At 70.9% G+C, this 13,259-nt stretch carries 11 protein-coding genes and 1 pseudogene; 6 read left to right on the forward strand and 6 right to left on the reverse strand.

Annotated features, from left to right (window positions below):
* Positions 1-5: 5 nt before the first annotated feature.
* Together ACZ58V_RS08560 and ACZ58V_RS08565 are read right to left on the reverse strand one after the other, a co-directional pair.
* Positions 6-1,220: a 3-dehydroquinate synthase II family protein gene (locus tag ACZ58V_RS08560; protein ID WP_468185034.1), complete on the reverse strand. Its 1,215-nt coding sequence runs from the start codon at positions 1,218-1,220 to the stop codon at positions 6-8.
* Positions 1,217-2,035, reverse strand: coding sequence for a 2-amino-3,7-dideoxy-D-threo-hept-6-ulosonate synthase (locus ACZ58V_RS08565; protein WP_468185031.1), 819 nt, complete (start codon positions 2,033-2,035; stop codon positions 1,217-1,219). Before ACZ58V_RS08565 ends, ACZ58V_RS08560 begins: the two co-directional genes overlap by 4 nt.
* Before the next feature lie 360 nt (positions 2,036-2,395).
* Between ACZ58V_RS08565 and ACZ58V_RS08570 the strand changes: the two genes are divergently transcribed.
* Positions 2,396-3,727 (forward strand): MFS transporter, encoded by a 1,332-nt coding sequence (locus tag ACZ58V_RS08570; RefSeq protein ID WP_471289055.1) that lies wholly within the window; start codon positions 2,396-2,398, stop codon positions 3,725-3,727.
* A 12-nt stretch (positions 3,728-3,739) separates the two neighbouring features.
* On the opposite strand, the gene ACZ58V_RS08575 is transcribed toward ACZ58V_RS08570, so the two are convergent.
* Complete coding sequence (locus tag ACZ58V_RS08575) at positions 3,740-4,654, reverse strand: SDR family NAD(P)-dependent oxidoreductase (RefSeq protein ID WP_468185026.1); 915 nt, start codon at positions 4,652-4,654, stop codon at positions 3,740-3,742.
* Positions 4,655-4,802: 148 nt separating this feature from the next.
* Here ACZ58V_RS08575 and ACZ58V_RS08580 point away from each other — a divergent pair, with 148 nt between their 5' ends.
* A complete protein-coding gene (locus tag ACZ58V_RS08580; protein ID WP_471289056.1) occupies positions 4,803-5,729 on the forward strand; it encodes a helix-turn-helix transcriptional regulator in 927 nt (308 codons plus the stop codon).
* A gap of 51 nt (positions 5,730-5,780) precedes the next feature.
* Here ACZ58V_RS08580 and ACZ58V_RS08585 read toward each other — a convergent pair whose 3' ends face one another.
* The gene (locus tag ACZ58V_RS08585; protein ID WP_471289057.1) at positions 5,781-7,316 is read right to left on the reverse strand and encodes a hypothetical protein; all 1,536 of its coding nucleotides are present in this window, start codon (positions 7,314-7,316) and stop codon (positions 5,781-5,783) included.
* Between the two features lie 192 nt (positions 7,317-7,508).
* Here ACZ58V_RS08585 and ACZ58V_RS08590 point away from each other — a divergent pair, with 192 nt between their 5' ends.
* A complete protein-coding gene (locus tag ACZ58V_RS08590; RefSeq protein ID WP_471289059.1) occupies positions 7,509-8,627 on the forward strand; it encodes a PP2C family protein-serine/threonine phosphatase in 1,119 nt (372 codons plus the stop codon).
* Positions 8,628-8,640: 13 nt separating this feature from the next.
* Here the strand turns inward: ACZ58V_RS08590 and ACZ58V_RS08595 are convergent, their stop codons facing one another.
* Positions 8,641-10,029, reverse strand: a complete 1,389-nt coding sequence (locus tag ACZ58V_RS08595; RefSeq protein WP_471289060.1) for a glycoside hydrolase family 43 protein — start codon at positions 10,027-10,029, stop codon at positions 8,641-8,643.
* A 214-nt stretch (positions 10,030-10,243) separates the two neighbouring features.
* On the opposite strand from ACZ58V_RS08595, the gene ACZ58V_RS08600 reads away from it, so the two are divergent.
* The 3 genes and pseudogenes from ACZ58V_RS08600 (at position 10,244) to ACZ58V_RS08610 (ending at position 12,333) form a co-directional block, all read left to right on the forward strand.
* Positions 10,244-11,668, forward strand: coding sequence for an amidase (locus tag ACZ58V_RS08600; RefSeq protein WP_471289063.1), 1,425 nt, complete (start codon positions 10,244-10,246; stop codon positions 11,666-11,668).
* 20 nt (positions 11,669-11,688) lie between these two features.
* A pseudogene (locus ACZ58V_RS08605) lies at positions 11,689-11,844 on the forward strand (flotillin family protein); the annotation flags it as partial.
* A gap of 42 nt (positions 11,845-11,886) precedes the next feature.
* Positions 11,887-12,333, forward strand: coding sequence for a type II toxin-antitoxin system PemK/MazF family toxin (locus tag ACZ58V_RS08610; RefSeq protein ID WP_471289064.1), 447 nt, complete (start codon positions 11,887-11,889; stop codon positions 12,331-12,333).
* Here ACZ58V_RS08610 and ACZ58V_RS08615 read toward each other — a convergent pair.
* Positions 12,318-13,151, reverse strand: a complete 834-nt coding sequence (locus ACZ58V_RS08615; protein WP_471289065.1) for a TIGR02452 family protein — start codon at positions 13,149-13,151, stop codon at positions 12,318-12,320. The genes ACZ58V_RS08610 and ACZ58V_RS08615 overlap by 16 nt on opposite strands.
* Positions 13,152-13,259 lie beyond the last annotated feature (108 nt).

The following is a 13,259-nucleotide window of genomic DNA, read 5'->3' on the forward strand; positions in this document are numbered from 1 at the left end:
AGGCCTCAGACCTCCTTGCAGAACTCGCCGATGGGCAGGCCGACATGGCGCTTGTCCGTGGCCAGATAGCCGAGCAGTTCGTCACCGGTCCGCAGTTCGGTGACGTTGAGGACCTTCCCGCCCGGGCCGAGCACCCGTACGTGCCAGTCGTCCTGCACGGTCAGGCTGACCAGCCGTCCGTCCTCGGCGTGGGTGCGGATCTCCAGCAGCGGCCGGGACTCCAGCTTGGCGCGGCCGACCACGACCCGCCGGGTGCGGCCGTCGGCGCCGACCGCCAGCAGGACGCTACCGGAGCCCACCTCGCTCAGGTAGTTGGTGCGGTTGTCCGGTCCGAGCGTGTACGAGTGCAGGGCCCCGGCGTTGACCCGGAACGGCCGGGTCGGCATGTACGGCAGCGGGTGGGTCTCGCTGCAGCACAGGACGAAGCCGGAGGAGTACGAGCCGACGAGGATGCCCTCGTCCTCCTCGAAGTGGGAGCAGGTGTCGACGCAGACCCGGTCGCCGAGTCCGACGTGCCGGATGCTCTCCACGGTCAGCGTGGACAGCTCCAACTGGGGTGTGGTGGCCTGCAGCAGCCGTGCCAGCGCGAACACCTCGTCGGCGCCGCGGGGCGCGTACAGGATGCCGTCCGAGCCGCGCTCCAGCACGTCGAAGACGATCGCCGCCTCCTCCAGGCCGTCGACGACCGTCACCAGCTTGCCGTCGGCGGACTCGGCCGCGGCGAGCACGATCTCCAGCGGGATCTTGGTCGGGTCGGCGAAGTGGATGACGGTGTACGGCAGCTTCATGGCGCCGGCGCACGACAGCTGGAGCGTGCGGTCGTCCCGTACGTCGACAATGCCGGCGGCGGGTGTGGCACCGGCGGCGCGGTTGCCGGCGGCGAGGACGTCCAGCTCGTCCTCGGTGCCGAACCTCCGCAGCAGGACGTCGATTCCGGTGGCGGCCGGGGAGCTTCCGGACCGGGACGGGGGTCCGGTTTCGGCTGCGTCCTTCGCCTCCTTCGCGGCGGTGCCCTTCCCCTCCTTGTCACCGGGCTTCTTCGCGGCGGCCGGGGCCCGGCCCTCGGGTGCCAGCACCCGGGTGACGGTCGGGGGCAGCGTCGCGAGCAGCTCGGCATCGGCGGCCACCACCCCGGCCATCCGGGCGTGGACGGCCGCGTCCACCACCGCCTGGAGCTGCGCGCCGGGGACTTGACGCAGATCGATCCATGCGAACCTCATGCGACTCCTGCCACGAACGTCGAGGGATGGGTCATGCTCATGTCATTCGAAGCGCCGCCGTCGCCGTGCACGACCGCGGCGAGGCGGGCCACCAGGGAGGCGGGCGAGGGGACCGAGAAGATCCTGCGGCCGACGGCCAGTCCCCGGCAGCCGGTGGCCATCACGGCGGTGCCGTACTCGACGAGGTCGGTGCCGTCCGGCGGACCGCCCGCCGCGAGGACGGGGATGGGGCTGCCCGCCACCACCTCCGCCATCCGCTCGACCGGCAGGGCGACGGAGGTCTTCACCATGTCCGCGCCCAGGTCCGCGGCGACGTTGGCCAGGTGCGCCAGGAGGGCGGGGTCGCGCGGGTCCTCGATCCGGGGGCCGCGAGGGTAGACCATCGCGATCAGCGGCATGCCCCAGGCGTCGCAGGAACGGGCCACCGCCCCCAGGTCGGAGAGCTGCCGCGCCTCGGTGTCCGAGCCGATGTTCACATGGACGCTGACCGCGTCCGCGCCGAGCCGCAGGGCCTCCTCGACATCGGCGACCAGCACCTTGGCGTGGACGTCGGCGGAGCAGGCGGTACTGGCGCTCAGGTGCACCACCAGCGCGCAGCTCTTGAGGATGTCCGGCGCGAAGGCGCGAGCACGCCCCTTGTGGACGATGATCCCGTCGGCCCCGCCGTCCACCAGCGCCCGGAGCAGGTCGTCCCATTGACCGGCGGGGACGATCGGGCCGTCCGAAACGCTGTGATCGAGAGGAACGAGCAGATGCCGGCCGTCACCCGCCAGCGAAAGCCTTCTCAAGCGTAATAACTTGCCGGTTTTCAGCATGGGTAATACGCCTCCCCAGCCGGTGGCCGCATAAAGTCCGAAAAACGATGGTCGTAGAACTTTCAAGTTGCGCCGTTGTGAGCATTTACCGTGCGGCGACCGGTTGGCAAGGTGCGATCACTGGTAAATATTTATGCAGAACTCGGCATGAATATTGACAGCAATGTGACAGGCGCAGCGGGATTGACGACCGCATGGGGTGCTGTTCGTGGAGTCTCGGGCGCTTTGTTGCGGATGCCACGTGTAAACGGCCGGAAACTCTTCCCGCAACCCCTGCGGTCGCGTTCGATAATTCGGACGGCCGGATTTTCCTGACGCTTCCTTGTCGAATTCGAATTTCCGGGCCTAGGGTGACTTCCCATGCCCGAATCGCTGTCCAAGACGACAGAGAAAGCCACCGCGCGGACCGAGGCCCCGCGGGTCGCCGCCGCGAGCCTGGTCGGCACCACGATCGAGTACTACGACTTCGCCGTGTACGGCACGGCCTCCGCGCTCGTCCTCGGCCCCGCCTTCTTCCCCTCCGGCGACCCCACCGTCTCCTCCCTCGCCGCGTTCCTCACCTTCGCCGCGGCGTTCCTGTCCCGGCCCCTCGGCGTCGTCCTGTTCGGGACGATCGGTGACCGGCTGGGCCGAAGACAGGCCCTGGTCGCCTCCCTCCTGCTGATGGGCGTGGCCACCGTCGGCGTCGGGCTGCTGCCCACGTACGAGACCGCCGGACTCCTCGCTCCCGTCCTGCTGGTGACACTCCGTCTGCTCCAGGGCCTCAGCATGGGCGGTGAGTGGGGCGGGGCGGTGCTGCTCGCCGCCGAGCACGCACCGCCCGGCCGCCGTGCGCTGTACGCGTCCGTCCCGCAGGCCGGCCCCTCGCTAGGCTTCCTGCTGTCCAGCGCCGTCATCCTGCCCACGCTCCACCTCGCCGGCCGGGACGGCTTCGCCGACTGGGCCTGGCGCATCCCGTTCCTGCTCAGCACCGTGCTCGTCGTGATCGGCCTGTGGGTGCGCACGACGGTCTCCGAGTCACCGGTGTTCCGCGACACGGCTCATCGCACCGCCCAGGCTCCGGCCCCGGCACCGGAGTCCCGTTTTCCGCTGGCCACGCTCCTCCAGCGGTATCCCGGCCGGCTGCTGCTCGGCACCGGCGCGGCGATCGGCGGTTCGGCCGTCTACTACCTGACGATCGTCTACAGCCTCTCGTACGGCCCGAAGGAACTGGGCATCCCCCAGAACACGATGCTCACCGCCGCGAGCATCGGCGCCGCGGCCGGCATCGCCATCACCCTCCCGGTCGCCAGGCTGTCCGACCGGATCGGCCGCCGCCCGGTGATGCTGACCGGAGCCGTCGGCTGCGTGCTGTGGGCGGTGCCCATGTACGCCTCCCTGAGTTCACGCGACGCCTGGCTGATCACCGGCGCCTACACGGTCGGCCTCATGCTGCTCGCGCTCATGTTCTCCCCGGTGACCGCGTTCCTCCCCGAACTGTTCCCCGCCCGGCTGCGCTACAGCGGAGCCTCCGCGGCCTTCATCCTCGCCAACACCCTCGGCGGCGGCTTCGCCCCGCTGGTCGCCACCTGGCTGAACAGCCACTGGGACTCACCGCTCGTCCTCGGCTTCTACACCGGCGGCCTCTGCCTGCTGAGCCTGCTGTGCCTGCTGGCCCTCCCGGAGACCCGTGACCACGAGTTCGGCACCTGACGGTTCGTGTGTTCATCCTGCGGTGAACCGTTCGGCGGCATCCCAGAGTTCGCCTTCGCGCCGCGGGTGGTAGGAGTCCTCGGACGAGCGGCCCACACGGTCGCGGTCGATATAGGAGCCGGTCGGCGCCCGGAACGTGCCGAGGACGACGTCCGCGAGGTGGCGGCCCGCGGCGTTGCGGCTGGTGGCGAACGGGGTGAGGGTCATGACCGGCAGGATGCGGCGCATCGCGAACCGGGAGACGGGGCCGGCGTTGCGGGCGAGGCCGGTACCGGGGACGAAGCCCGGGTTGTGGGCGACGGCGTCGATCCCGGCCGGCAGGCGGCGCGCGTACTCGTGCACGAGGTAGATGGCGGCCAGCTTGCTCGTGGAGTACGCCGTGCGCCCGGCGGCCGTGGTGTCCGGCTTGGCGAAGGCGCCCGTGCGGGCGAGCACGTCCGGGGACTTCCAGGCCGGGCCGGGCACCATGCCCATGTTGTGCCTGAAGTCGCCGAAGTGGGTGTCGCTTACGGTGATCACGATCCGGGCGGGAGCGGCGAAGCGGTCCTGGAGCAGGCGGACGAACAGGTGGTGGGCGAGCACGTTGACCGTGAAGGTGGCCTCGAACCCGTCGGGTGTCTCGGTGAGCGCGTTCGTGTACTGCATGCCCGCGTTGCCCACGAAGCCGCGCAGCGGCGGGAGGTCACCGCCTTCGAGCCGGTCCCGGATCTCGGTGGCGGCCGAGCGGACGCTGTCCAGCGAGCCGAGGTCCGCCGAGACGTGCGAGACCGTGTGCCCGCCCGTGGCGAGTTCCGCGGCGAGCTGTGTGCCGGAGGACGCGCGGGCGACGACGAGGAGGTGCACGTCCGGCGACCGGCTCAGGATGTTCCTGGCGGCGACGCGGCCGATCCCGCGGCTCGCGCCCGTCATCACGATGGTGTGCTTCACGGAAGGCTCCTTCACTGCTGCGCCGATGCCGTCCGGCTCGGGCTCACGTCCACGTTCACCGCTCGCGCCACCGCCGGCCAGGGCCCTCCCCGTCACCAGGACTGGCAGTACCCAGGCTGATGCGGCGCCGCGCGGCGAGAATGGCCCCATGGCTTCTTCCTCCCGCTCCGCTTTCGGCGCCCTCGTGCGCGCCTGGCGAGACCGTCTCGCTCCGGCCGACGCCGGCTTCACCGTGACGGACGGCCGTCGTGCCCCGGGACTGCGCCGCGAGGAGCTCGCGCAACTGGCCGGGCTTTCCGTCGACTACGTCCTGCGCCTGGAACAGTCACGCGCCAGGAACCCCTCGGCCCAGGTCGTCGGCGCCCTCGCCCGGGCCCTGCAGCTCTCCCGCGCCGAGCGCGACCAGCTGTACCGCAGCGCCGGGCTCCTGCCGCCGCAGGACGGGACGGTCAGCACCCACGTGCCCGCGGGCGTCCAGCGGCTCGCCGCGCGTCTGGGCGACGTCCCGATCGGCGTGTTCAGCGCGGACTGGACCCTGGTGTGGTGGAACAGCATGTGGAGCGCCGTGTTCGGCGACGCCGCCGTCGTCCCGCCCTCCGAACGGAACCTCGCTCGTGCGCTCTTCGGCAACGGACTCGCACACGCCGCGATGCCGCCCGTCCAGTCCGAGCGCGGACCGGACGTCTTCGAGGCGTCGATCGTCGCCGACCTCAAGGACGCGGTGTCCCGCTATCCCGGGGACGCCCAGCTCGATCGACTCGTGCGGGAACTGCGCGGCGTGTCCGACGCCTTCGCTCATCACTGGGCCACGCGGACGGCATCCGCCCAACACACCACTGACCACAAGACGATCCGGCATCCGGAGGTCGGCGACATCCAGGTCGACTGCGACGTCCTCATCGTCCCCGGCGCCGACCTGCGCATGGTCACCTACACAGCGGCGACCGGAAGCACTGACGCGGGCAAGCTGGACCTTCTGCGCGTCGCAGGGGGCCAAACCGCCACCGCACCCCCTGACGGGCGGCCGCAGGACGTCGGCGACACCGTCGGCGGGCGGGTCGGTCCCGCTGCCTGACCGGGTGAGGGATCTCCGATGAGGTCGCCGATGCCCGCAAGCAAGCAGTTGTCATGTCGCGCAGGTGCGCACCGGCTTGTCCGGCGGAAGGAGCTTCACCTGTCCGGCGGGGACGCGCAGCGGCTTGTCGGTCGACGGGTTCCACAGGACCACGTTGCCGTCGCTGACACCGAACGAGAGGTAGGGAGTATCGGGCGTCACGGTCCCGCCCAGCTCGTTCAGGGCGCGGGCCGGGACGGTGGGCCGGACGCAGGTCCATTCCCCGGCGATACCGAAATACGGTGGCGCTGGGGTGTGGTGGGCGACTGCCTGCTTCAGCCTGTCCGCCGATCGTTCCGGTGACGAAAGCGTCCATTCGATGGAGAGAGTAGCCGCCAGAACAAGACTGAGGGTGGCACACGTCGCGGCGAAGACGCTCCTGGGGCGGATGAAGTGGAAGTAGCGCAGGATGCCCCAGGCCGCAACGACGAAGAGGACCGCGCCAAGGGTGGGCCACAGCAGTTTCACAGCCGCCGCGATCTGCCATACGCCGCTGGTCTCCGTCTCCTTCGGGGTCAGGGACAGCTCATCGGCGTAACTGTCCTGCAGGATACGTCCGGTGAGCGGCAGAGCGGCGACGAGCAAGGTGGCGATCACGGGCAGCGCACCGGCGACAAGGACCTGCCAACGCCAGCGGCGTCCCAGCAGGACCAGCCCGGTCGCGTAGAAGGCGATGCTCGCCGTCGCCAGCGCATATCTGGGATGTAGCCCGTCGAAGAGGCCGGGGATTCCCAGCGCGTAGCAGACGAAGGCCGAGGTCACAGCGGCGGAGGCGGCCAGGGAGCCGAGCGGGGTGCGGGTCAGCGGCAACGCGAGCGCTGTCCACCAGGCCGGGATCGCGCAGGCGAGTGCGAGAAGCCAGCACACCGCGGCCGCCGTGGGCCGGGCCTGCTGTGCCAACGTCAGGAAGAGGGCCATCGCGAACAGTGGCCCCACGAAGAGCGCGAGCGCCCGGTTGAGGGCGTCCTCGCGGTGTTGCACCGTCCCCGTCCGCCCGCGCCCGTCAAGTGGCCGTATACGCAGATCCGCACGTGGACCGTCCGTGGACATGTGCTGCGCGAGGTGCAGGGCAGCGTCCCTGCTGCCGTGCACACGGACGCGTACGTCGAGCAACCCCGACCGCGCGGCCGTCCAGTGTGCCGCCGCACGAAGCCGGCGAGTGAACCCATGCCCAGCCGTTGTCCCGGACAGGCGTTCCCCTCGGTGCACCTGCCACTCCGGCTCGATGAACCGGTCGGTCTCGGCTTGCCGGAACAGCCGACCGTAGATGACGACCTGTGCCGCCTTGCTCAGCTCGGCGACGTGCCAAGCTGCTTCACGGTCCGCGCGCCAGGAGGAACCGGTGACGGGTATCTCCACCCAGTGGAACTCGCTGATCTCGAAGTCGGCATCGAGCGCCCGACGGGCGACGCGGCGTTCCTTGGGTGTCAACTCACGGTGGTCCCAGCGGAGTTCATCGAGTCGACATCGGGCCTTCTCCCACTGCGGTCGGCCGCCTTGCAGCTCGACCAGGGTGGTCACCGTGCAGTCCGGGCCTTGGGGAGCCACTGCGTGCCCCTCCGTCCATGTCTGATCAGAATGCCCCAGCAGTGCCGTGATTGATCATGCCATGACCTTGCATCGGCAACCGCAAGGTGCTCTGCAGTGCGCTCAGGCTCACAGGTGCCCGGCGGGGCGCCTCCACCGGGCGGCCGGACCTGCATAACGTACTCAGAGATCACTACCTGCCCGGGAGTTCCCATGATCGGTACCCGCCGAAGGCCGTCGGACGCCCTTGAGGCGATCGAGCCTCCGGGCAACCTCGAGCTGGCCTTCGGCGTGGTGTCGGTGACGGCCCTGGTGGAGATCCTCGGTGCCCTGTCCGGGTCCGAGGTGTGGCTCCTCGGTCTCCTGGTCTTCCTTCCGGGTACGGCGTCGGCACTGTGCACCGTGCAGCAGACGAGGTTCGTGTCCACCTGGACCACGGTCTTCGTCACCCTCACCGTGCTGCTGCGCGGCAGTGACGTGGGCCGGTCGCTCGACCGTGCCCTGCTGGTGGTGCTCACTCTCGCCCTGGCGGTGACCTCCGTCTACGCCTGCCACCGCCGTATCAGGCGCGAGCACGAGATGCTCCGCCTGCGCTCCACCGCCGCCGCCATGCAGCGGCACATCCTGCACCCCCTGCCCCTGGTCACCGCCGACGTCCTGGTCAACGGCGTCTACGAACCCGTACAGGAGGACCGGCTCGTCGGCGGTGACATCTACGAGGTCGTGGCCTCGCCGTGGGGGACACGGGTGCTGATCGGTGACGTGCAGGGCAAGGGACTGGCCGCCGTGGGGGCCGCGTTCGCCGTCATCGGCACCTTCCGCGAGGCGGCCCACCGGGAGGCCACGCTCACCGCGCTCGTCGACGCCATGGACGCCTCCGTCGTCCGGCACAACTCCTACGCCGAACAGAACGGCGACGAGGAGCGGTTCGTCACCGCGCTCGTCGTCTCCGTCGACGCCCACACCGAGGCTCAGGTCGTCAACTGCGGGCACATCCCACCCCGGTTGGTGCACGACGGCATCGTCACCACGCCGCCGCTGGATTCGGGTGTCCCGCTCGGTCTCGCCGACCTGGCCTCCGAACCGACCACCGTGGGCTGGTTCGAGTTCCCAGCCGGTTCGACACTGCTGCTGACCACCGACGGCCTCACCGAGACCCGCGCCGCCGACGGCACGTTCTACCCGGTCGACGAGCGGCTGACCGAACACCTCGCCCTCTCCCCCACCCAACTGCCCCAGGCCCTGTACCAAGACGCCCGCGCCTTCGCCGGCAGCGCCGGCCAGCACGACGATGTCGCCGTCCTGACCGTCCGCCGCTCTCCGTACGGCTGAGCGAGGGCGCAGGTCAAGCCCAGGCAGTGACCGGTACGAACGAGCTGTCCTGCCGGAAGAGGTCGGTCCCGTTCGAGCGTTCCACGCGGAGCTGGTAGGCGTAGTGGCGCAGGTAGTGCCCCGGGTAGTTGTACGACTCGAAGCGGACGGAGCCCGACGCCGTGCCGGCCCGGAGGAGGAACGTGGCGTCCCTGGCGAAGGTGCTCGTGCCGTCGTTGGGGTCGAAGCGGGCGCGGAAGTCCCAGTGGCGCAGGTAATTGCCGGCCGCGTCGCGGAAGGAGCAGCCGTTCGTGTCGGCGAGGCCGGCGACGACCGTGAAGGTGGCGGCCTGTTTCTCGGCGGTGGTGCTGGAGCCGCTGACCACGGGCAGGTTGAGGAGCGCCGACTGCTGCTGCCAGTAGCGGGTGGAGTAGTTGGCCGACCGGAAGGAGCGGGTGGTGTTCCGTGCCAGGCTCGGGCCGCCCGAGACCGTCTCCTTCACCACGGTGAAGTGCCGTGCCGTGCCGGAGATCGCGGGCAGTGCGGCCGGTGCCGACCAGGTGGCGAAGGTGTCGTGGCTGTCGCTGTAGTAGTAGTTGCCGTCGCCGTAGCCGTCGAAGAAGATCCGCCAGCCGCCGTTGTCCAGCTGGACCAGCGCGGGGCCCTCGCGGTAGCTGCCCCAGCCCGCCCAGTCGCCGGTCCTGCGGATCGTGTACGGGCCGGTGAGGTTCGAGGCGGTGGCGTACTCGATGTACTTCGTCGTCTCGTTCTTCGGGAAGGCGTGGTACGTCGAGCCGACCTTCACGATGAACGTGTCGATGTGGTTGGCGCCGATGCCGGAGAGGGCGACTGGTGAACTCCATGCCGTGAGAGCGGAGTTCGTGGCCCTCAGCCGGTACGGCGTGAAGATCCACTCGTCGTTCGTGGTGGAGCAGGACACGATGACGTTGACGCTGCCGTCGCTGTCGACGAACCATTCGGGCGCCCAGGCGCGGGAGAGGTTCGCGATGGGGACGGTGTAGTCGTACAGGAACGACCAGTTGGCGCGGTCGGAGCTGCGGGCGAAGCCGATGGTCGTGCTGGTGTCCTGCCAGGTGTGCGTGGTGTAGGTGACGTAGTAGAAACCGTCGGTGTGTCTGAGAACGCTCGCGTCGCGGATCCGGCCCGCCGGTGGTGTGTACGCGGAGGAGCGCAGCAGCCGGAAGTCGGTGGCGTCGTCCGACTGGTAGACGTTGACCGTGCCGTCATCGCTGTTGAGGAACGGCACGATCGTGTAGCGGGTGGCCGAGCCGTTCGGGGGCGCGGCGGCCAGGGCGCTGCCGAGCATCCCGGGGGCTTCGCCGAGCAGCAGCGCCGAGGCGGGCAGGGCGGCCACGGCGCGCAGCAGGGTACGGCGGGACGGGCTGGCGGGTCGGGGGGTCATGTGCGGCTCGCTCTCGACTCAAGGTGTCGAAATACCGAACAAGGTTCGGAAAGTCGGTCAGAAGGTAGAGCTGAGGCAGAAGTGCGTCAATGGTTTTGTACGAGAGCCGCAGAGTCCCGAAGGGATCGGTGAACATCCACTCCGTCGCCGCCGTTCCGCCACCGGCCACCGGACGTTACCGTTCGGTAGACCACACGCTTCCGGAGGTGTCCGCATGACGCTCGACCGCGCCGCAGGCCTGACGGAGACCGCCCGTGCGCTGACCGCCGGGGAGGTGACGTCCCGCGCCCTGGTGGAGCTCACGCTGGCGCGGATCGAGGCGACGCAGGGCAGCCTCAACGCCTTCCGGATCGTCCGGGCCGAGGCGGCGCTCGCCGAGGCCGACGCGGCTGACCGGGAACTGGCCATAGGCACCCGCAAGCCGCTGCTCGGCGTCCCCGTGGCGGTGAAGGACGACATGGACGTGGCCGGCGAGCCGACCGCCTTCGGCTGCCGCGGGGAGTTCCCGCCGGTCGCCGAGGACGGCGAGGCGGTACGGCGGCTGCGCGCGGCCGGGGCCGTGATCATCGGCAAGACCAACACGTGCGAGTTCGGGCAGTGGCCCTTCACCGAGGGGCCCGCCTTCGGCGCGACCCGCAACCCGTGGAGCACGGAGCACACGCCCGGCGGGTCGTCCGGCGGCTCGGCCGCCGCGGTCGCCGCCGGGCTCGTACCCGCCGCGCTCGGCTCGGACGGGGCCGGCTCGGTGCGGATCCCGGCCGCGTGGACCCATCTGGTCGGCATCAAACCGCAGCGCGGCCGGGTCTCCACCTGGCCGCGCGGCGAGTCCTTCCAGGGCATCACCGTCAACGGCACCCTGGCCCGTACGGTCGCCGACGCGGCCCTGCTGCTGGACGCGGCGAGCGGCAACCACGCGCAGGACCCGCACCGGCCCCCGGCCGTCGACGCGTCGGCGGCCGTCGGCCGCGATCCCGGGCGGCTGCGGATCGCGCTCTCCCTCAAGCCGCCCTTCACGGCGGTGCCCGCCCGGCTGCTTCCCGAAGTCCGGACCCGGATCGTCGAACTCGCCGAGCGGCTGGCCGCGTTGGGGCACACGGTCGAGGAGGCGGATCCGCCGTACGGGCAGATCGGGCTGACCTTCGTGCCGCGGGCCACGGCCGGGATCGCCGAGCGGGTGGGCGAGGCGCCCTTCCCGGCGCTGCTGGACCGGCGCACCCGGGACGCGGCCCGGCTGGGCCGGCTGCTCGGCGGGGCCCCACTGCGGGCGGCCCGGCGGGCGGAGGCCGTCCTGCACCGCCGTATCGGAGGGTTCTTCACCTCGTACGACGTCGTCCTCGCGCCCACGACCGCCGCTCCGCCGCCCCGGATCGGCGCCCTGCTCGAACTCAGCGGTTTCGCCACCGACCGCGCGATGATCGCCGCCTGTCCGTACGCCTGGCCGTGGAACGTGCTGGGCTGGCCGGGCGTCAATGTGCCCGCCGGATTCACGGCGGACGGCCTGCCCGTCGGGGCGCAGCTGCTGGGGCCGGCCGACAGCGAGCCGCTTCTGGTGCAGGTGGCGGCCCAGCTGGAGGCGGAGCTGCGCTGGTACGAGAAGTGGCCGTCGCCGCCGGTCACGGCACGTTCCGCTGCCGTCTGAGCGACCGTACGCTGTCTGTCATGGCGGACATGTTCGCCAAGGCGCTCACCATGGGCGGCACGGGACTGGGCCTAGCCCGCCAGCTGCTCGCGTCGATGAACCAGAACGGGCAGGCACCGAAGGAGACCCCGCCGCTCAACGGGCTGGCCCAGAAGGTGGCGATGGACGACAAGTGACCCGTCGGGCGCGGTCACGGGGGCAGCCTCTAAGGTGCCCCCGTGAGAACGTTTACCGACGGAAACGCCCCGGGCCGCGACGGCCCCACCGCCACCACCGAAGCCGACCCTCGCGCGGTCGGCAGAGTACGCACCGAGTACTCACCCGCCTACGACGGCGACCCCGACCCGGGCGAGATCGTCTGGACCTGGGTGCCCTTCGAGGAGAACGACGGGCGCGGCAAGGACCGCCCGGTGCTCGTGGTCGCCCGCGAGCCTTCGGGGACCTTCCTGGCCGTGCAGTTGTCCAGCAAGCGGCACGACGGCCAGCGGGAGTGGGTGCCGATCGGCAGCGGGCCGTGGGACCGTTCCGGCCGGGAGTCGTGGGTCGACGCGGACCGGGTGCTGCGCCTGCACGAGGACGGTATGCGCCGGGAGGCCTGCGCGCTGGACCGTATGCGGTTCAACCTGGTCAGGCGACGGCTGCAGGAGCGCTACGGCTGGACCTGAAAGGTCTTCTCGAAGGCGCCCAGTACCGCGCGCTCCCGGGTCCGGTCCAGGATCCCGAACACCACGTGCTCGAAGGTCTCCGCGAACCGCCCGCCGGGCTCCAGCAGCGCCCGGAACGCCCCCGCCACCTGGGCCGGGTCGTTGCGGAACACCCCGCAGCCCCAAGCGCCCAGCACAAGTCGGCGGTAACCGTGGGCAGCGGCCGTCTCCAGGACCCGTTCGGCCCGGACGGCCAGGGCACGCGGCAGCTCGGAGGCCCTTTCGGGTGCCGTGCGCAGCACCACGCCCGCGTTGGGCGCGGGCGAGGTCAGGAAGCCTGCGGTGTACGGCTCGTCCAGCAGCCCGCCCCGGTCGTCACGGAAGACGGGCACGGCGGGCGAGTGGATGACACGGTCCGTGTAGAACGGGTCGCGGTGGGCGCGGTGGTGGTCGTAGTACGCGCGGGCCTGGAGCAGGCAGGTGTACAGCGCGGAGGCCCGGCACAGGGCCTCCTCCTGGGCCTGGGCGCCGTTCAGGTAGCCGCCGCCGGGATTGCGGGCCGAGGCGAAGTTCAGCACGGCCACGTCCCCGCCGAGCCGGCGGGCGGCCTCCAGGCTGCTCTCGCCCGTGACCTCGATCTGCGTCTGCGTCTGCGTCTGCGTCTGCGTCACCCGAACGGAGCGCACCGGTACCGGTTCCGGCCCGTACAGGCGCGTGCCCTCGCGCGCCGCCCGCAGTTCCCCGGCGATCGACACCTCGCGGCCGTTCGGCGCCCGGTAGGCCCCCGCCGCCACGATCTCCTCGGTCTGCCGCGCGATACCGCGCAGGCGCGCGCTCACGGCGCCACCCCCGTACGCGCCGTGACCGCGCGCCCCGCGGTCTTCTTTGTCGTGCTCACGCAGGCATCGTGGGTGATGCCGGAGCCGCGGCGCAACGGAGTTTCCGTC

The sequence above is a fragment of the Streptomyces sp. NPDC040589 genome (assembly GCF_055594445.1).